The following is a 19,377-nucleotide window of genomic DNA, read 5'->3' as shown; positions in this document are numbered from 1 at the left end:
ATAATAGTGGTATTTAGAGCTTTTTCCAAATCAATTCATGGAATGATATCTTAATATTATGGTATTAAAAATTAATCATGTAAATTTTTAGTCAAGGAGCCTAGAGAAACTTGGAAAGCCATAAAGAAAAAATCTTGGTGGTAGACGACGAAGCCAGCATTCGCCGGATTTTGGAAACACGCCTTTCCATGATTGGCTACGATGTAGTGACGGCTGGCGACGGGGAAGAAGCTTTGGAAACTTTTCGCAAAACTGAGCCTGATCTGGTAGTTTTAGATGTAATGATGCCAAAGCTAGACGGCTATGGTGTATGTCAAGAATTACGAAAAGAATCAGATGTCCCCATTATTATGCTAACAGCCTTGGGTGATGTCGCCGATCGCATCACCGGGTTAGAATTGGGTGCTGATGATTATGTAGTTAAACCATTTTCCCCCAAGGAGCTAGAAGCCCGGATTCGCTCGGTGCTGCGGCGAGTAGATAAAAACGGAGCTTCTGGAATTCCCAGTTCTGGGGTAATCCATGTCGCTAATATTAAAATCGATACGAATAAGCGACAAGTCTACAAAGGCGATGAGCGGATTCGATTGACAGGTATGGAGTTCAGCTTGTTAGAGTTGTTAGTCAGTCGTTCTGGAGAAGCTTTTTCTCGTTCGGAAATTTTACAGGAAGTATGGGGTTATACACCTGAACGTCATGTAGATACCCGCGTAGTAGATGTGCATATATCACGTTTGCGGGCAAAATTAGAAGACGATCCTAGCAACCCAGAATTGATTCTCACCGCACGAGGTACTGGTTATCTTTTCCAGCGAATTATTGAACCAGGAGAGGAGTAAGGAGATGAGGCAGGGGAGCAGGGAGCAGGGGAGCAGGGGGCAGGGAGCAGGTGAGATGAAGGAGATGAAAGGACAAGGGGACAAAGAGATAAATAAAACTCCGAACTCTTAACTCCTAACTCAGCACTCAGCACTGGTTCAACACCCCGCTGACGCTAACAGCACTCAGCACTCCTAACGCCCAATGACAAATGACAAATGACAAATGACTAAACCCGATCCTAATCGCGTTTTGCGGCGTCTACCTATTGTTGTGGGTGGGCTAGGCGCTGTACTTTTATTGATTAACCGTTTCTTGACACCGGAATTAACCCAGTCTCAATCGCGTGGTGATGTAGTAGGCGTAATTTTGAGTGCGGTATTAATTTTGACGGGTTTAATTTGGCAGCAAGTTCAGCCGCGATCGCCTGATATTGTAGAACTAATTGGAGAAGAAGGTTTTGTACTGGCAGCAGATTTGCCCGAAGCCGTGAAAACAGAGCTAGCCTGGGCATCTCATTTATTGTTGACTAATACAGTAACGCGATCGCTTGTGGTTTTTTATCAAGGTAAAGTTTTGTTGCGTCGTGGGATTCTGGGTACTAAATCTGAGGTTGTACCAGGAGTAATCTTAAAACAGGTACTCGAAAAACAAAAACCGATTTATCTAGTTGCTCTAAAAATATATCCAGGTAGGCTCGAATTTGATTATTTACCAGAAAATACTCAAGGTGTAATTTGTCAACCTATTGGCAACCAAGGTGCATTAATTTTGGGAGCAAATGCTCCTCGCAGTTACACCAAACAAGATGAAAACTGGATTGCGGGAATTGCTGATAAGCTAGCCGTTACTCTTAGTACTTCGGTAATCAGCTAGAAGTCAGCCAATTTGAGTGAGACAAGGGGCTTAAGCCCCTTGTTTGGAAGCAGCTCACAGCTAATCTGTATTAGCAAGTTATTGACTGTCACAAGCGTATTTTAAATTTAATTTTTAAATCTAAAATCTAAAACTTAAAATTCAATTACCAAGAAGTCAAAAAATTCCAACCTTCTTTTTCTTCCGGTGTTTTTTCTTCTAGTTTTTCTGGTGTCTTTAAATTTGTCTGTTGAATTAAATTATCATAAGCTCCTGAATCAACCCATTTTAATAATTCGCCAGCCCGCATAACTATCCAAGAAAGCCCAGGCTCTGTATAGCTTAATATTTTAGTGACTTTATCCACGCTATCAAAGTTATTGGATGCAAATTCACGGGCTTGAACGAGGAAATCTTCAATTACAGCAGTAGTCAAGTACTCATCTGGTAAACCCGCGAGTTTCATCAGTGTAGTAGTTGCTACGTCAATATCCTGACAAGCAAGCAAAGCAGCCCGATCGGCAGTGAACCTAGCCATCATCCGCCAATTATACAAACCTAGTTCCATTCCACCAGCTACCAAGCCACCGACACCCAATGTGGTACTGCTCAACAAATTTTTCAACGTTGGCATCACAATTGCCATTTGGTGATAAACCATGTGCTGACTTTTGATGCGAGCGATTTCGTGTCCGAAAACATAAAGCAACTCATCTGCGCCAAGCCACTCCATTGCATCTAAATTGATACCGACAAGGGGTTTTTCCACGCCAACAATGTAGGTTTCAATGTGACCTGTGCCTCGAAATAGATACAATTCAGGAAGTGGAGCAACATCAAGAATTTGGCAGGTTTCTACAAATGCTTGATGTAATTCGGGAAAATTACGGGGCGAAATTCTGATTTCACTACCAAGGCTTTGCAGTCTGAGTAGGCGATCGATACCGTATTCGTTAATTTTTTTGAGTAGCAAGGAGACACCGGGCATATTTTGCAAAGAAGCCAAGGCTTTGCGATCGAAGGGGTGTTCGTATGCTTCCGAACTTAGTCCAGTTAATATTTTTCTCGTCATAGGTTTTGAGCTTTTTAATAGCAGTTTAGAAGCATTAGGCAAACTTGCACCACAGTGTACTAAGTATTTTTCGCTATCTTACCCAGATAGAATAAACAGTAGAGACGCACAGATGTGCATCCCTATGAGAAAATTTGGAAATTTACAATTGATCTATGCAAATTATTTATTGGCTATTAGTTGCTGTAATGTTTGTGGGTATTATTGGTGCTGTAGTTCCAGCCATTCCCGGTAGCAGCTTAATTTTAATTGCAATTATCATCTGGGGAATTGTTAGTAGTTCCTTTGCAGCTATCAAAATTCCACTAATTGTGACAATTATAGTTTTACTGCTCAGTATCGGAGTAGATTTTTTAGCTAGCTACGTAGGAGCAAAGCAAGCCGGAGCTAGCAAGTGGGGGCAAATTGGCGCAATTGTTGGTTTGGTGGTAGGATTTTTGGGATTATTGCCAACTTTACCTTTTGGGGGGCCACTGTTAGGAATTTTACTAGGCCCGCTTTTGGGAGCAATTATTGGTGAGTATCTGTACCGACGTGAATTTGGGTTAGCAGTTAAAGCAGGTATAGGGATTGTAGTCGGATCTTTGGTTGGAAATTTGATTCAAGGGTTGTTAGCGATCGCCGCAGTTGTAGTTTTTGTTGTAACAACCTGGCCACAGGTATTTGGCTCTTAGCATTTGAAAAAGCAGACAGATTTGAGAATAGCGGCAATAGCTAGCAGTTAGCTGTTTGATTACAAACATTCAATTTGATCGCAAAGACTATTCATAGCAAACAAATACAGCGGTTCCTCCCATTTATTCTATGAGAGGAACCGTTTCACTAAATACTGATAACTAGAAAGATTATAGATACAGTGCATACTCCATTTATCTAAAATATAGTTTAGTAACTATACGTATAAAAAGCTACTATTTTATTGAATTACGTAAATAATTTTTCTTAAAGTCACAGCGAATGCCAATAATTGAAACCCTAGAGAGTAAGAGATATACGAAGCGCAGATATGTAAGAAATTAAAATTTTATGAAGACTACTTATTAGTTGAAGATGTGATGAAGACCACTCAGTAAATATTGCAGGTTCTAAGTCTATGTGATTTTATGGAGATAAGAAATACATCACGCAAGTTTCGCTTTCACTGACAGTATTTTAAATAGATTACTGATAGTAAAGGTTAAGCAATCAATTTCTCTGTTCCAGGTTATTATTAGGACTCTCAAAGGATCATGATTAATTTTAAATCTAAATTAGTAAACGCAACTCTAGCAGCTACTTTTGCAATCCCCTTGGCTACTGCTGGAATATTTACCTCTGCTGGTTCGGCTCAAGCTGTAACCCTGAGCGGAAGTATTGGTCTTAATGGTACATCTATCGTTCCTAGTGATGGAATCAATCCAGATACCACTAGCATTCAATTTGTCGATGTTGATGGTGTTGATCCTGATGGTGATTTTGAATTCTTCTCACCAACTTTATCAGGCACAGGTATTACCATTAACACTCTAAATTTAACAAAGATAGCTAATCTACCAACAGTGGGAACAACCACAAGCGCTACATATTCTACAGGCGTTTACACTCCATTCATTAATTTCGGATCGCGAACCTTGGGTAGTACTACTGCGCTTCTTACCTTTGATCTAGATGATTCTGTAGTTACCAGAATTCGGAAATCGGCTACTAACATTAATGACGTAATATTGGATGGGATTACGGGCAAATTTAATTTCAATGGAAAAACTATTGCGGCTGGCAATTTGGGTGCTTCTGTTAATGGAGCTAGAAGCACTTACCATTTAACTCTCGAAGCAGTTAGTGTTCCTGAGCCAACCACAATGTTAGGTTTAGGTTTAGTTGGTGCTGGCATGGTTATGTCTCGCCGTCGCAAAAGTATTCTTCAATAGTCCTATCCTAAATATAAAAAAGTTACTTTTAATTGCTAAAAGTAACTCTAATTTATCTATTCGATCTGGCTGGAATGCAAAATTTTCCCAACCAGGTCGAATTTTTTATACTGCCAGACAAATCTATATTAAAGGTGAATTTTATTAACCTTAGATAGACTTAAACTGACTGCAAAGAATTTTTAGCTTCGCTTGCGATCGCATCTACTTTATCATTAGCCAGAATTTCTAATATTGATTTGGCTTCTGGATTATCTAAACGAGCCAAGGCTTGTACAAGCCTGTAACGAATTTGCCAATCCGGGTTGGTAGCATAGGGAGCCAACAGAGGAACTGCTTGTACATCTCCCAAGTCACCCAAAGAACTAATAGCAGCAGTTTGGACTAATTCGTTTTCTGATAAAAGTGCCTCTTTAAGTAGTTCAAAGGCTCGTGGATCGCCCAGCTCTCCTAATGTAGCAATAATACTGAATTGTATTAGCCATTCACCGGTTGTATGATAAAGCTGCTGTAAATCTTCAAAAGCTTCGCTTAATTTTAGAGCGCCCAAACAGTCTGCTGCTGCTGCTTGTACATCTACTTCGGAGTCATGAAGCAAGCGATCGCGCAAGATATCCAAGGATAACTGTAAATCTTGGGTTCCAAGTGTATCCATTTGACTCACCGCTGAGTAACGGACACGGGAATTGCGATCGCCAATAGCACTTTGAATTAATTCAAAGCCAATCGCAGGTTCCAATTCGCGGATTTGATTTACTGCACGTAAGCGATCGCCTAAATCCTCAGAACTGAGCAATTGCTTAACAGACTCCGGAGTAATACTCATTTAGTTATCCTTGATTTTCAAATGTATAAAAAACAGCCATTAGTTAATACTCAAGGGTCAAAAAAATCTTGACTATTAACTAATGACAACTGACTAATCTTGACTAGCAGCCATAGCCCGAATAATATCACCACGAGTGAGAATACCAATTACTTGACCTGTAATATCAAGTACTGGCAAGCGGTGAACGCTGCGATCGTGCATGATTGTAGCTGCTTCTTTTAAAGTTTTATCAGGGGAAATAGCGATCGGGTTTTTACTCATCACCTCCCCAACGGTTTGCCCTAGAGCCTTGTGCAAATCACGGTCATACGTAGCAGGATTTTTTAAATAGATAACACTATCAAGAAACATAATGTACGCAGGTGGAGTAACACCAGTTTCTTGCCACATCAAATCGGTTTCCGAGATAATGCCCACCAATTTACCGAGATCGTCCACAACAGGTAGTCCGCTGATATGGCGTTCTGCGAGAATTTGGATAGCTTCCTTGAGTGGAGTTTCCTCCCGGACAACAATAGGATCGCGGCTCATCACATCGGCAACGGTTTTAGGCATTTATTTGCTGACACCTTAAATCAAAGTCCCTGCGCCTATTGTAGAAAATTGCGGGACTCAACCTGATGCAATTAATAGATTGTTACGGGATTTGTCATTGGGCATTGGTTATTAATTATTCTCCTCTGCTCCTCGGTCACTGAGCGTAGCCGAAGTGCTGCTCCCCTGCTCCCTATGCTTCTTTCCTAGCCCCCACTTCCTTTCAATGCAGCAATAATTTGAGTATTTGCTTTCGGAAAAGTAAAATGCTCCAGTTCTTCCAAACTTACCCAGCGAATTTCATCAGATTCCAAAGGTTGGGGGATACCTGTAAGATGGCGACAGTGATGTACTGTGAGGGTAACGCGTAAGTTTGTATAGCTGTGGTCAATAGTAATCAGATGCTCTCCTACTTCAATCACTATTCCCAGTTCTTCGGAAATTTCCCGTTGAATACATTCTTGGATGGTTTCACCAGGCTCAATTTTACCACCAGGAAATTCCCACAAACCACCCATCGCTCCTTCTGGACGACGGCGGTCAATTAAAATTTGCTTTTGGTCATTCCAAATTACTGCAACACCAATGATTTTATGGGGTGGGAAAGAACTAGTTTCATTCATAATTGCATGGGAAGTAGGGAGTAGAGAAAGAATTCCTGAATTTTGACTCTTGACTAATAACAAAACTCGGCAGACTAGTTGTAACTCTGCCGAGTTTTGATTTATTGCAAAGGTCATTTAGCACTGTTCGTTTATCCACAAATGTGCATTCATCATTTATGAATAAGCCTCTAATATCATATTCGGTTAAAGACTTATTATTCAAACCGTAAAAAGGCTTAGGGACTTCCAAATAAAAAATATACAACTATTTATTGTGGGGTGGGCGACACGATAGCCCATAGTCAAAGGCGGGCAAGATGCCCACCCCACAAGATTGGATAATTTATTTCTTGGAAGTTCCTTACAGGAGAGGAATTTTTATGCTTTCTGCATAGGTTCGGGAGTTATAACTAACTAGCATGACATCCCTGACATCATATAATTGATTGAATTAATCACAAAATTACAGGAGTTTACAGAGAAGCGAAATCAAAGACTCCGCGTTCCTCTGCATTGAAATTTTAACCTCAATGCGTCACTATTTTGGATATTTAAAAAAACTTAGCTGATGTATAAGCGGAAATTAGCGGCAAAGATTTCGCAGAGACTTATTTTCAATTCGTATCGCCGTAACTCTGACTAGCTCTCAGCCCAACAATATTGATTGAATTTCCAAAATTTTACATTTCTACTCAATTTCGCTGTTGTCGGTTTCAGATCCTTGTAGCGCCATTTCAAAATTCATTCTCTGTTCAGCGTTACGCAAGAAATAACCACTAATCATCGCAGAAGCAAGAAGCCTACCTAGATTTTCGCGATTTGTGGTTACAGTAACACCAAAGTGTTCTGAAGGTAGATTACCTAATAGTCCTGTAATATTCCGTTCCATCACCTGAAACACTTCGGCAGATGTGGGTTTGGATAGCTGGGTAACTGTCTCTGGACTCAAGGATTTAACGTACTGCCAGAGTAAATCGTTAGTTTCTGATTCGCTATTAAAAAATTCTGAGACACGATTGGATGGGTTACTCATTTTTTAGCTCCTTAACTACCACTATTAGCTGCGGTGCTTGTGATTTGAATATTAAATGTCTGTTTTGGATTTGACTTAGTTATTTTGTCTTCCTGTCAACTAATGTAACAGCCTCGCGTAAGAGTGGAAGTGGGTGTAACCGTACCAAAGTCAGCGTATTTTCTCACCCAAATAAATAAGTGAGGAGTGGGGAGTTAATTACAAACTCATCACTCCTAACTTCTAACTTGCCAAATATTCATCCATATTGGCTTTAGACTTGCGAAGTTTGCTTAAGGCTTCCCGTTCAATTTGTCGGACTCGTTCTCTACTGATGTTCAATATTTCACCAATTCTAGCCAGAGTCAGGGCTTGCCCATCAGTTAAGCCAAAGCGCAGTGTGATTACTTCCCTCTGTTGTGGTGTGAGATCGCCCATCAGACGATCTAAGTCATAAGATAGGGAGGATTGCATAACAAACTCTTCGGGAGAAGCCCCTGGATCTTCCAGCATTTCTCCGAGTTCGGTGTCGTAGTTATCACCCAGCCGCAAATCCAAGGAAAGAGGCAAACGCGCTTTTTCTAAATACTCTCGTACTTGTTTGGGGGTCAATTCTAATTCTTCAGCTAGCTCCCCAGCCGTAGGAGCGCGTCCCAACTTTTGAGACAATTGGCGCTGTGCCTTTTTAATCTTATTTAATTTTTCGGTGATATGAATAGGCAGCCGAATGGTACGAGCTTTTTCGGCTATAGCACGAGTAATCGCTTGCCGAATCCACCAATAGGCATAAGTAGAAAATCTGTACCCTTTGGTGGGGTCAAACTTTTCTACGCCCCGTTGCATACCAATGCTACCTTCTTGGATCAAGTCCAGTAAATCAACGTTGCGCTTGATGTATTTTTTGGCAACGGACACTACCAGCCGCAAATTGGCTTCTACCATCTTGCGTTTGGCAATTTCACCATCTGCGATCGCTTCGTTCAACTCTGCTGGTTCTAGGTTTGTTGCTGTGGCCCACTCTTCTAGAGTCGGTTGACGATCTAGCTGAGTGGCAAGAGATTCTCTTGATTCGTGCAAAGCACAGGAACGTTGCACCTGTTTACCATAGAAAATCTCTTCCTCGTGTGTTAAGAGTGGCACACGGCCAATCTCACGCAGGTAAGTCCGCACGAGGTCTGTGGCTGTCTGAGCGGTCTTCATGGCGCTACTCTTTGGTAATGATGGGGTTGGCGGTAGGGTCATTAAGGGATAGATGCTTTCTTTATTTATTAGGGTGCTACCCAGTCAGACTGGGAACCCATGTTATGGTTTGCAACTTACGCGCCTGAGAAACTCGGCTGCTCATAATCATCAAATTTAGGCTTGTTAACTGCTAAAACTACAGTTATTTCCTAGTTTTCACAAGTATCTACAGTTAGATAAAAGGTTGCTTTTTAAACATTTTTTATGGAAGTCCTATGAACAATTGTAACATTTATGAGAAGATTTTGGCTAGATAACGACATGAAATCTACTGGTTTTTCCAGTTAATGCAACGTTGCCCTCTATCTTAAGGCTGACTAAAAGTCAATTTAAGAAATTATCTGGTTCAAATAATTTTCCTCATATTTGTTAAAGTATCTCAATGAGAACTATATTCATTCTCTTCTAACAATTGTTTAATTTTTTCTGGGAATTGGGCATGGGGTATTAGGAATACGGAGTGCTGAGTTAGGAGTTAAGAGTTTTGTTTACCCCCTTGTCCTCTTGTCCCCCCATCTTCCCCTGCTCCCCTGCCCCCCTGCCCTTCTGCTTCCCTACACCCTCGCAATCGGGCAGTACTCTTGGATAGTTTTTACGTCCAAAGTCGTATTTTGTAAGGAACGGATGGCGGCGACGGTAGCTTTTGCACCGGCGATGGTAGTAATGATGGGAATTTTGTAAGCTAAGGCTGTGCGGCGGATTAACCTAGCATCAGTCTGGGCTTCTTCCCCGGAAGGTGTGTTGATAATAAGTTGGATTTTCTGGTTTTTGATCGCATCAAGGACGTGGGGACGACCTTCATGGAGTTTTAAGACTAATTCAATATTTAGCCCCTGTTCCAGAAGAACTCGGCGTGTACCAAGGGTAGCCATCACTGTAAAGCCCAAATCGATAAATTCCTTCACTACACCACTTGCAGCAGCTTTATCGCGATCGCTCATTGATACAAATACAGTTCCCGTTAGCGGTAAACGCTCCCCAGCACCCAATTCCGCTTTGGCAAAAGCACGGCCAAAGTCGCTGTCAATCCCCATCACCTCACCAGTGGATCTCATTTCTGGGCCCAATATTGTATCAGTTCCTGGGAATTTATTAAAGGGTAATACAGCTTCTTTTACAGCAATATGAGTTGGGATGACTTCTTCGGTGAAATGTAGCTCCTCTAAGGTTTTACCCGACATAATTAAGGATGCTAATTTCGCCAACTGTACGCCTGTCGCTTTAGATACAAAAGGTACTGTACGGGAAGCGCGGGGATTAGCTTCTAGAATGTAAACTTGGGGAGAATAGCTGCTTGCACCCACAACAGCAAATTGGATATTCATCAACCCTACGACTGAAAGCGCTTGTGCTAGCTGCACCGTCCAAGTGCGAATTTGATTGAGAACTGCTGGTGATAGAGAAATGGAAGGTAAAGAACAAGCGGAATCTCCTGAGTGAATCCCCGCTTGTTCAATGTGTTCCATGATACCACCAATTACCACCCGTCCCGTATGATCGGCGATCGCATCGACATCAACTTCAATCGCGTTTTCCAAAAACTTATCAATCAAAATTGGATGTTCTGGTTCCACTAGTACCGCAAAGGTCATGTAGCGTTCCAACTCAGCATCAGAATAGACGATTTCCATCGCCCGTCCACCCAACACATAGCTGGGACGCACCACCACCGGATAGCCAATGCGTTTAGCAACAATCAGCGCATCTTCGTAACTCCGCGCGATACCGTTGGGCGGTTGGGCAATATTCAACTGTTGGAGAATCTTTTCAAACCGTTCCCGGTTTTCTGCCATATCGATGGAATCTGGTGATGTACCCCAGATTTTGGTGAGCAGTCCAGAAGTGTCATTGTTAAGAAACTCTTGTAAAGGAATAGCCAACTTCAGCGGTGTTTGTCCGCCAAATTGGATAATTACCCCAACTGGATTTTCAGTTTCGATGATGTTAAGAACATCTTCTTTTGTTAAAGGCTCAAAGTAAAGGCGATCGCTGGTATCGTAATCAGTCGAAACTGTCTCTGGGTTGGAGTTGACCATAATCGTCTCATACCCCGCTTTCTTCAAAGCATAAGCGGCATGACAACAACAATAGTCAAACTCAATTCCCTGTCCAATGCGGTTGGGGCCACCACCCAAAATCAACACTTTTGGCTTGGTTGCGGGGATTACCTCTGTTTCTTCTTCGTAGGTAGAATAGTAGTAGGGGGTAAAGGCTTCAAATTCAGCCGCGCAAGTATCTACAGTTTTGTAAACTGGGATAATTTCTAGCGACTTGCGGTAAGCGCGAACTTCGTCTTCAGTGGTTTTGGTGGCGTAAGCAATCTGGCGATCGCTATATCCGTCCCTCTTAACCTCATAAAGTTGCTCTTTTGTCAATTGCTGCAAAGGTGTCCGCTTCAGGAATTTCTCGACATCTAGTAGTTGCTGAAATTTATCTAGGAACCACGGGTCAATACCAGTCAGTTCATAGATTTCCTCAGCACTAATTCCTAGTTGCAAGGCATGGCGCACGGAGAAAATGCGATCGGGGTTAGGTGTTCGTAATTGGGCGCGGATTTGTTCGCCGCTAGGTAATTTTTCAGCTTTGTCACAACCCCAACCAGCGCGTCCGGTTTCGAGCGATCGCAATGCCTTTTGAAAGGATTCGTTAAAAGTCCGCCCAATAGCCATCGCTTCCCCAACTGATTTCATTTGGGTTGTCAGTACTGGGTCAGAACCGGGGAATTTTTCAAAGGCGAAGCGGGGGATTTTTGTCACCACATAGTCAATTGTCGGCTCAAATGACGCGGGAGTTTTTTTGGTGATGTCATTTTTAATTTCATCCAAGGTGTAGCCCACAGCCAATTTTGCGGCCATTTTAGCGATGGGGAAACCCGTAGCTTTGGAAGACAAAGCCGAACTGCGGGAAACGCGGGGGTTCATTTCAATTACAACCACATCACCATTCAGCGGATTGACAGCAAATTGAATATTAGAACCACCAGTTTCCACACCTATCTCACGGATGATTTTAATTGCCATATCCCGCAGCCTTTGATATTCTTTATCAGTCAGGGTTTGCGCAGGAGCGACGGTAATTGAATCCCCGGTGTGAATGCCCATAGGGTCAAGGTTTTCGATGGAGCAGATAATCACCACGTTATCTGCCAAATCACGCATCACTTCGAGTTCATATTCTTTCCAGCCGAGTAAAGACTGGTCAATGAGAATTTGCGAAACGGGGCTGGCATCTATACCCACCTGTGCCATTTCTTCAAATTCTTCTTGGTTGTAGGCAATGCCACCGCCACTTCCACCCATTGTGAAAGCTGGACGAATAATTAGCGGATAAGTACCAATTTGGCGGGCAACAGCTTTGGCTTCTTCTAAAGATTCGGCTGTGTCGCTGGGACACACAGCTACCCCAATTCTTGCCATTGCTTCACCAAACAGCTTTCGATCTTCGGCTTTTTCGATCGCTGGGAGTTTAGCGCCGATTAACTCAACGCCGTACTTTTCCAATACGCCATTTTTGGCTAAAGCAACGGCGAGATTGAGGGCGGTTTGTCCTCCCATCGTTGGTAGTAAAGCATCAGGGCGTTCTTTTTCGATGACTTTTTCGACCAATTCCGGCGTTAACGGCTCAATGTAAGTGCGATCGGCCGTTTCCGGGTCGGTCATAATCGTTGCAGGGTTGGAGTTGACCAAAACCACTTCATAGCCTTCTTCTCGCAGCGCTTTGCAGGCTTGAGTGCCAGAGTAGTCAAACTCACAGGCTTGTCCGATCACAATTGGACCAGAACCTAACAGTAGAATCTTCTGGAGGTCGTCACGGCGGGGCATAGTCGTTGCCTTGGAATACGAGAATAGAAATCCTGATCATTTTAAGGGTCTTTACCCCCTCTGGTGCTTTTTATTATTAAGTTTTCTAAGTTTGATGACAGGAAGGGAGTGGGGGACAAGGAGTGGGGGACAAGGAGCAGGGGAGCAGGGGAACAGGTTAAAGGTTAAAGGTTAAAGGTTAAAGGAATAAATTTAATCTTCCCCTTACCCTTTTCCCCTTACCCTTTTCCCCTTACCCTTTTCCCCATGCCCAATGCCCGATGATTATTTTGTATTTTTAATTTTATTTAATTATGATGCTCAAATTTCTAAAGTTTTTGCGAATCTTTGTTATTTAATCTGATAACTCTTCCGATAAATGATGATTTATTTTGGTATTTATCTGTCTACTTATTTATACACAAATAGATTACTTAGATAAATTTTTATCTAACCTAGCTAATTGCTAAATATTTTCAACGTTAAATATTATATAAATATGTTTACTTAGATTAAAAATGGCAGAGAATATAGGGATACCATTCTCTGCCATTTTTTATAATATTTTAATAGTTGGTGCTGCCAACTTTTTCTTTCAGTCTAGGTAGACAAATCTAGATTATGAGAATTTTAGCTTTGAGCTGCTTGGACAAACCCTAAAGTTAAGCTGTCTTTGGCGAGGAAGTGAGATAAATGATACGCACGTTCCTCAGTTTTCAACAAAATCTTTTCGTATAGATAGCGTGTGCCCCGATCGCCTAAACTCTCTGCCTGAGCAGCTTGACGACGAATTACGCCAATGATTGCTTGTTCGGCAGCTAGGTCATTTTCCACCATTTGGCGAGAGGAATATACGCCTTCAGATTCTTGCTCAAAACAGGTTAATTCTGCTAATTTGCTGAAGGTAGCTACTGGCACACCACCTAGTCCATCTAAACGTTCTCCAATTTCATGAACGTGGTCTTGTACTTGGTTGTAGCTTTCGTTAAAAAACTCATGCAGAGAGTAAAATTCTGAGCCTTCAACTACAAAATGATGCTTTTGGTACTGCAAGTACAGTGCCTGGAAACTAGCTAATACAACATTAAATCCTTCTGTAACTGGAGCAGTTACACTGTGATCCAGCAACACAGGATTGTCATATACATGACCAAAATTCCGTAACAAAGTTTGCGTTTCAGACATTGTTCTCCTTATTATTTAGCAATTATAGATTTTAACTGCTCATTCTTTACATATTAACATTTTCACAATAAGAGCAAGCCAATTTGCCATCACAAGATTTTGTATTTTTGTTTACTAAAAACCTTAACTTTATTGTTGGCTGGACTATGGCACGCTCATCAAGTTGTGTATATTTCTCATTACTATTGACATGAAAAGTTAAGTGTGCATACATCCCGAAGAGAGTGAGGGGAGATGGAGGAGTAAATGCCTCCTTGCTCTGATACTCCTCGTTATTCCCCTAATCTCTCTCATGAGAGATTGCAATAATTTTATTTTTTTTGCAAAATTAATGAGAATTCTTTGCACTTAAGGTATGCTGGTTTTAAGAGGCTAGACTACTAAGATTTTCAAAAAGCAGGAAGTTAAATGGCGGTAGTTACTGCAAGTTTGTTGCACTTTGAGGGCAATTCTCTTGAAATCGTATAGTTCAGAAATAGAAATAAACCACCTTGTAGAGGTGAATTGGGTAGACCGCTGGCAAGTCTATCAACGCTTAGAGGAGTTAGACATTCCCTGTAGTTGTGCGGCTAACCAGCCATTAAAAGTTGAAATTAGCAATCCGACTGCGGCTGTTCAACTTTGGAGTGTAGTACAGCGATTTACAGCCTCTCGTCAAGACCAGATTTGGACTCTTGAGTGTTGTTGGAAAAGTCGTTATCAACAGTTCTAATTTTTAGCTACTGCTGAGAATATCTCGCTTGACAGCTTGTCTTAACTAAAAAGAGGTTCAAAAATGGGTGCATCTCACAATATGGAAGTATCAGAATTTTGCCTTGAGGGCAGATTTATAGATTTTGTGATTAAAGACGGCTATAAGCTGAAAGGTTTACTGCTAGGTACTCATGAGGGTGAATGCTACGTTAAACTTGCTAAACACTTACGGGCTGCTTTTGATTTGCGGCTACCAGCAGGTACTTGGCTACAAGTTGTTGGTTATAAAGAATACGATATAAAAAAAGACAAAGTTACACTGAAAGCGGAACGTGTGATGGCGGCGCGTTCTGAAATAGCAACAATTCAAACGATCGCTACACCACAAGAACCCCCATCTATTGATAATGTCAAGGTAAAACCAGCTAAGGCTAAGGCCACGATTTTGGTGTGTCAAAAGTCTGATTGTATGAAACGCGGTGGTAAAGCAGTTTGTCAGGCGTTGGAGGCGGCTTTAAGCGATCGCGGTTTAGAAGACCAAGTTACAATCAAGGGCACTGGTTGTATGAAGAACTGTAAAGCTGGGCCGAATTTAGTAATGCCAGATAAAACCCGCCATAGTCGAATTCAAGCTGCACAAGTTCCAGCCTTGATGAATCAGCATTTTGGCGATAAAAATTTGTCAGCACAGCCTGAGAATTTAAGGGAAGTAGCGATATCTAATGGCAAACTTTGGGGAAGTAGTTCATAAAATCTTGACATTTGAATGAGAAAGCTTAATAATATCTTCTCAAGTGTGTTCCGTTAATACTCGGCCGTAAAGTCCGCTAGAAGTTTGCAATAAAATCAAAAAACTGGCTTTAATTAAGGCCAGTTTTTTGAATGAAGAGGCGTAGGCGTAGCCCACCGCAGGCATCGCTTCATATTTTTACTGGAAATTACATCATCTCAGTTAGAGAAGACTGCAACAACTGTCGTATGGATGTAGCCTGCACATGGTTAGGGAAAACAGTTAAAAAGTCATTTAGGTCTTGGATAGCTGCATGGATATGCTCTAAGGAAGCACCTTGAGATAAAACATAGCGATATAACTTCTCTGCTGGTTGATTATATTGATCAGCTAAATAGTAAAGGGCTAAATTAAAGGCATTAAGCCAGTCTTTAGAATCTTTTTTACAATGCTCTGTGGCAAGCTTGATGGCAAGTGCTAAGTCAGCCCGTGCTTTATCTAGTTGGTTAAGGGCTTGGTAGGCTAAAGCGCGATTATATAAATACCAATTATTGCCAAAATGTAAGTCAATAGCGCAGTTTAAATCTGCAAGAGCCTCATTATATAGCTTAAGCATCAGGTAAGTTTGACCGCGAAGTGCGATCGCCCAGTCATATTTGGGGTTAAGTTCAATGGCGTGGTCAAAATCTTCTAGGGCTTCTGGATAACGCTCCATTAAGCGGTAAGTAAAACCGCGATTTGCAATCGCCCAGTCAGATTTGGGGTTAAGTTCAATGGCACGGTTAAAATCTTCTAGGGCTTCTGGGTAAAGCTCCATTAAGCGGTAAGTTTCACCGCGATTTGCGATCGCCAAGTCAGATTTGGGGTTAAGTTCAATGGCGCAGTCAAAATCTTTTAGTGCTTCTGGGTAACGCTCCATTAAGCGGTAAGTAAAACCGCGAAGTGCGATCGCCAAGTCATATTTGGGATTAAGTTCAATGGCGCGGTCAAAATCTTCCAGTGCTTCTGGGTAACGCTCCATTAAGCGGTAAGTTTCACCGCGAAGTGCGATCGCCAAGTCAGATTTAGGGTTAAGTTCAATGGCGCGGTCAAAATCTTCTAGGGCTTCTGGGTAACGCATCATTGATTGGTAAATAAAACCGCGATTTGTGATCGCCAAGTCATATTTGGGGTTAAGTTCAATGGCGCGGTCAAAATCTTCTAGTGCTTCTGGGTAACGCTTCATTGATTGGTAAATAAAACCGCGATTTGTGATCACCCAGTCAGATTTGGGGTTAAGTTCAATGGCGCGGTCAAAATCTTCTAGGGCTTCTGAGTAACGCTCCATTAAGCGGTAAGTTTCACCGCGATTTGCGATCGCCAAGTCAGATTTGGGGTTAAGTTCAATGGCGCAGTCAAAATCTTTTAGTGCTTCTGGGTAACGCTCCATTAAGCGGTAAGTAAAACCGCGAAGTGCGATCGCCAAGTCAGATTTGGGGTTAAGTTCAATGGCGCGGTCAAAATCTTCTAGTGCTTCTGGGTAACGCTTTATTGATTGGTAAATAAAACTGCGATGTGTGATCACCCAGTCAGATTTGGGGTTAAGTTCAACAGCGCGGTCAAAATCTTCTAGTGCTTCTGGGTAACGCTCCATTAAGCGATAAGTTTCACCGCGACTTGCGATCGCCAAGTCAGATTTGGGGTTAAGTTCAATGGCGCGGTCAAAATCTTCTAGTGCTTCTGGGTAACGCTTTATTGATTGGTAAATAAAACTGCGATGTGTGATCACCCAGTCAGATTTGGGGTTAAGTTCAACAGCGCGGTCAAAATCTTCTAGTGCTTCTGGGTAACGCTCCATTAAGCGATAAGTTTCACCGCGACTTGCGATCGCCCAGTCATATTTGGGGTTAAGTTCAATGGCGCGGTCAAAATCTTCTAGCGCTTCTGGGTAACGCTCCATTAAGCGGTAAATAAAACCGCGCTGTGCGATCGCCCAGTCATATTTGGGGTTAAGTTCAATGGCGCGGTCAAAATTTTCTAGGGCCTCTGGGTAACGCTCCATTGAGTAATAAGTTTCACCGCGACTTGCGATCGCCCAGTCATATTTGGGGTCAAGTTCAATAGCGCGGTCAAAATCTTCTAGCGCTTCTGGGTAGCGCTCCATTAAGTGGTAAGTATAACCGCGCCAACCTAGAGCAATTGGTTGCCATTTAAGCTCAATCCCAGAATTTTGTACGACTGCGGTAAACATTTCCAATGTAACTTGATAAAGGTTTTCCTCATAAGCTTTTAACCCATTCGCTAATTGCTTACCCCAACGCTGAACTTCAGCAGAATCCGCATCTTTACCAGCCTGAAGCATCGTTTCTGCATATTGTTGGGCAAATTTGCGTTTATTTTTGAGTGCAGCAAGAAATTGATTCAGAGATACAGATAAATTCCTTTGCGGTGACTGACATAAGTTGTGATACAACACGTTTAATGTGTGACTTTGCCAGCTAGGATCGCGCTGTTTTTCCTCTTCTTCCAATTGAAAATCATTCCGCAGGCTGTCATAATATTCTGCCAACTTACCATGTATGTCAGCCCAACCTTGCGGCGATGAAAGGCGCTTGTGGCGTAACATTTGGGTTTTGACCACATCATGATAAGCCCAGCCGTCGGTACGTTCGTTGACAAAAGATGTTTCTTTTAGCCAAGTAAATAACTCGTCAGCTTCTTCTTCTGTTCTTAATTTGGCTATAACATCTCGATTCAAACACCGAGGAATGGCAGCATCAAGCGCCACTTGTTGCTGTTTGGGGTCATCAACCCATTTTAAAAAGCGTTCTACAGCACTGTTGCAAGGCTCAACTACCTGGTTTGGATCATTGGGATGAGTATCTGCTAGCATTCCCACTAGCAGGGGTAAGTTTCCAGAAAGGTGTAAAATTACTTCAACAACACGATTGTCTGTAATGCCTTTGCGAGTTAGATATTGTTGGGCTTCTTCTTCTGTAAAGGGTTCTAGAGGAAAACGAACTATTAATCCCTCGTAAGGTGCCCAATGATTTTTATCTAATTCATGCCGACCAGCGATCGTTATCAATATATTGAGAGATACTTCACCGTGGCGACCCTCCAAAATTTCTCGTAGCCAGTTATCTAAGAATTCCCCGGTGCGTTCATAAGTATCAAAAAACAAGACAACAGCAGTTTCTTTTGCAATTTTAAAAATATCTTGCAAAAATAGCGGAGTCAGCACTTCTTCAGGTTCTTGAACTAATCGCACCTCATCTTTATTCGTTATTTTCTTTGCAACATAAGATGCCCATTCTCCGGCTTGGGTAGCAAAAGCATCTTCATCGACAAAATCAAATACAGCACCACCAACGGGAACTCGACGCGCCAGACGCACACCAGTTTTTACCATAGTTTTCCCGACAAAAGCGGAAAAACCTTGAGGAGCTTCTGGATCGGTTTCTAATTCTTGGCGCTTTTGACGGTAAACTTTGTAGCGTTCTGTAAACTGTGTTAGTTTGTGACCTTGCCGTTCTAACTCTTCTGCTAGACGACCCATAACTTCTGGTATAGTTTTTTCAGCTTCATCGATGTAAGCCGAAATGATTTTTGCTTCGTCAGCAATTTTACGAAACTGTCGCAGCAGAGTACTTTTACCAACTCCGCCTTGACCCCAAACATTATACAGAAAACGACGGCGATCGTCTTCTGGGGGTAATGCTAAATTTTGGCGAAATTGGTTTACTTGGTCTTCACGACCCACAAAACCTGATTGCTGGCGCTGCTTAAGAATATCTTGTAAACTCTTGGGCTTGTTTTGCGGGTTCATTACAAGATTTTATTTTGAGGTGCTAGTGTTTACAAAATAACTACTAAAGATACAAGGTGTATTTCGGAATTTATCAAACTTTTTCTAAGTAATTTTTATGCGTTGACCTTTTGAAGCTCAACTTTGACCTTCTGAGGCTCGACGTTGACCTTCTGAGGCTTAACTTTGACCTTCTGAGGCTCAACTTTGACCTTTTGAGGCTCGACGTTGACCTTTTGAGGCTCGACGTTGACCTTCTGAGGCTCGACGTTGACCTTCTGAGGCTCGACGTTGACCTTCTGAGGCT

16 protein-coding genes are annotated in these 19,377 nt (G+C 42.1%); 6 read left to right on the top strand and 10 right to left on the bottom strand.

All coding sequences use genetic code 11. The features are described 5' to 3' along the window. Positions 1 to 110: 110 nt before the first annotated feature. Together rpaB and RMX69_RS11005 are read left to right on the top strand one after the other, a co-directional pair. On the top strand, positions 111 to 839 hold the full coding sequence (gene rpaB, locus RMX69_RS11010; protein ID WP_012412029.1) for a response regulator transcription factor RpaB: 729 nt from the start codon (positions 111 to 113) through the stop codon (positions 837 to 839). 205 nt (positions 840 to 1,044) lie between these two features. Beyond that, on the top strand, positions 1,045 to 1,695 hold the full coding sequence (locus tag RMX69_RS11005; RefSeq protein WP_289796832.1) for a cofactor assembly of complex C subunit B: 651 nt from the start codon (positions 1,045 to 1,047) through the stop codon (positions 1,693 to 1,695). A 145-nt stretch (positions 1,696 to 1,840) separates the two neighbouring features. Here the strand turns inward: RMX69_RS11005 and RMX69_RS11000 are convergent, their stop codons facing one another. Then, complete coding sequence (locus RMX69_RS11000; RefSeq protein ID WP_289796831.1) at positions 1,841 to 2,746, bottom strand: M48 family metallopeptidase; 906 nt, start codon at positions 2,744 to 2,746, stop codon at positions 1,841 to 1,843. A 155-nt stretch (positions 2,747 to 2,901) separates the two neighbouring features. Here RMX69_RS11000 and RMX69_RS10995 point away from each other — a divergent pair, with 155 nt between their 5' ends. Together RMX69_RS10995 and RMX69_RS10990 are read left to right on the top strand one after the other, a co-directional pair. Further along, entirely contained in the window at positions 2,902 to 3,420 is a 519-nt protein-coding gene (locus RMX69_RS10995; protein WP_322637489.1) for a DUF456 domain-containing protein, read from the top strand. Between the two features lie 555 nt (positions 3,421 to 3,975). Next, positions 3,976 to 4,653: a PEP-CTERM sorting domain-containing protein gene (locus tag RMX69_RS10990; protein ID WP_322637488.1), complete on the top strand. Its 678-nt coding sequence runs from the start codon at positions 3,976 to 3,978 to the stop codon at positions 4,651 to 4,653. A 160-nt stretch (positions 4,654 to 4,813) separates the two neighbouring features. On the opposite strand, the gene nblB is transcribed toward RMX69_RS10990, so the two are convergent. The 7 genes from nblB to RMX69_RS10955 all read right to left on the bottom strand — a co-directional run bounded on the left by nblB (position 4,814) and on the right by RMX69_RS10955 (position 13,860). Beyond that, positions 4,814 to 5,479 (bottom strand): phycobilisome degradation protein NblB, encoded by a 666-nt coding sequence (gene nblB / locus RMX69_RS10985; RefSeq protein ID WP_322637487.1) that lies wholly within the window; start codon positions 5,477 to 5,479, stop codon positions 4,814 to 4,816. A 93-nt stretch (positions 5,480 to 5,572) separates the two neighbouring features. Further along, on the bottom strand, positions 5,573 to 6,037 hold the full coding sequence (locus RMX69_RS10980; protein WP_289796827.1) for a CBS domain-containing protein: 465 nt from the start codon (positions 6,035 to 6,037) through the stop codon (positions 5,573 to 5,575). A 185-nt stretch (positions 6,038 to 6,222) separates the two neighbouring features. Continuing rightward, positions 6,223 to 6,639 (bottom strand): 8-oxo-dGTP diphosphatase MutT, encoded by a 417-nt coding sequence (gene mutT, locus RMX69_RS10975; RefSeq protein ID WP_289799979.1) that lies wholly within the window; start codon positions 6,637 to 6,639, stop codon positions 6,223 to 6,225. 670 nt (positions 6,640 to 7,309) lie between these two features. Next, positions 7,310 to 7,654, bottom strand: a complete 345-nt coding sequence (locus RMX69_RS10970; RefSeq protein WP_289796826.1) for a DUF760 domain-containing protein — start codon at positions 7,652 to 7,654, stop codon at positions 7,310 to 7,312. 222 nt (positions 7,655 to 7,876) lie between these two features. Then, positions 7,877 to 8,833 (bottom strand): RNA polymerase sigma factor, RpoD/SigA family, encoded by a 957-nt coding sequence (locus tag RMX69_RS10965; protein ID WP_094348517.1) that lies wholly within the window; start codon positions 8,831 to 8,833, stop codon positions 7,877 to 7,879. 596 nt (positions 8,834 to 9,429) lie between these two features. Next, positions 9,430 to 12,696, bottom strand: coding sequence for a carbamoyl-phosphate synthase large subunit (gene carB, locus RMX69_RS10960; RefSeq protein WP_289796825.1), 3,267 nt, complete (start codon positions 12,694 to 12,696; stop codon positions 9,430 to 9,432). A 609-nt stretch (positions 12,697 to 13,305) separates the two neighbouring features. Further along, entirely contained in the window at positions 13,306 to 13,860 is a 555-nt protein-coding gene (locus RMX69_RS10955; protein ID WP_194044835.1) for a Dps family protein, read from the bottom strand. Positions 13,861 to 14,314: 454 nt separating this feature from the next. Here RMX69_RS10955 and RMX69_RS10950 point away from each other — a divergent pair, with 454 nt between their 5' ends. Continuing rightward, complete coding sequence (locus RMX69_RS10950; RefSeq protein WP_322637486.1) at positions 14,315 to 14,572, top strand: Asr1405/Asl0597 family protein; 258 nt, start codon at positions 14,315 to 14,317, stop codon at positions 14,570 to 14,572. A 63-nt stretch (positions 14,573 to 14,635) separates the two neighbouring features. Then, positions 14,636 to 15,304, top strand: coding sequence for a (2Fe-2S) ferredoxin domain-containing protein (locus tag RMX69_RS10945; protein ID WP_289796823.1), 669 nt, complete (start codon positions 14,636 to 14,638; stop codon positions 15,302 to 15,304). Positions 15,305 to 15,491: 187 nt separating this feature from the next. Here RMX69_RS10945 and RMX69_RS10940 read toward each other — a convergent pair whose 3' ends face one another. After that, positions 15,492 to 19,091, bottom strand: a complete 3,600-nt coding sequence (locus RMX69_RS10940; RefSeq protein WP_322637485.1) for a tetratricopeptide repeat protein — start codon at positions 19,089 to 19,091, stop codon at positions 15,492 to 15,494. A gap of 95 nt (positions 19,092 to 19,186) precedes the next feature. Further along, a partial coding sequence (locus tag RMX69_RS10935; protein WP_322637484.1) for a hypothetical protein occupies positions 19,187 to 19,377 on the bottom strand: 191 nt, incomplete at its 5' end.

It is taken from the genome of Nostoc sp. EspVER01 (assembly GCF_034530635.1).
Lineage (GTDB): Bacteria > Cyanobacteriota > Cyanobacteriia > Cyanobacteriales > Nostocaceae > Nostoc.
Note: the sequence above shows the minus strand (reverse complement) of the source record. Positions and strands in the feature narration are given on the sequence as shown.

Coding starts and splice junctions, on each gene's coding strand:
- RMX69_RS11005 (WP_289796832.1), top strand. CDS start 1,045: ATGACTAAACCCGATCCTAATCGCGTTTTGCGGCGTCTACCTATTGTT.
- RMX69_RS11000 (WP_289796831.1), bottom strand. CDS start 2,746: ATGACGAGAAAAATATTAACTGGACTAAGTTCGGAAGCATACGAACAC.
- RMX69_RS10995 (WP_322637489.1), top strand. CDS start 2,902: ATGCAAATTATTTATTGGCTATTAGTTGCTGTAATGTTTGTGGGTATT.
- RMX69_RS10990 (WP_322637488.1), top strand. CDS start 3,976: ATGATTAATTTTAAATCTAAATTAGTAAACGCAACTCTAGCAGCTACT.
- nblB (WP_322637487.1), bottom strand. CDS start 5,479: ATGAGTATTACTCCGGAGTCTGTTAAGCAATTGCTCAGTTCTGAGGAT.
- RMX69_RS10980 (WP_289796827.1), bottom strand. CDS start 6,037: ATGCCTAAAACCGTTGCCGATGTGATGAGCCGCGATCCTATTGTTGTC.
- mutT (WP_289799979.1), bottom strand. CDS start 6,639: ATGAATGAAACTAGTTCTTTCCCACCCCATAAAATCATTGGTGTTGCA.
- RMX69_RS10970 (WP_289796826.1), bottom strand. CDS start 7,654: ATGAGTAACCCATCCAATCGTGTCTCAGAATTTTTTAATAGCGAATCA.
- RMX69_RS10965 (WP_094348517.1), bottom strand. CDS start 8,833: ATGAAGACCGCTCAGACAGCCACAGACCTCGTGCGGACTTACCTGCGT.
- carB (WP_289796825.1), bottom strand. CDS start 12,696: ATGCCCCGCCGTGACGACCTCCAGAAGATTCTACTGTTAGGTTCTGGT.
- RMX69_RS10955 (WP_194044835.1), bottom strand. CDS start 13,860: ATGTCTGAAACGCAAACTTTGTTACGGAATTTTGGTCATGTATATGAC.
- RMX69_RS10945 (WP_289796823.1), top strand. CDS start 14,636: ATGGGTGCATCTCACAATATGGAAGTATCAGAATTTTGCCTTGAGGGC.
- RMX69_RS10940 (WP_322637485.1), bottom strand. CDS start 19,091: ATGAACCCGCAAAACAAGCCCAAGAGTTTACAAGATATTCTTAAGCAG.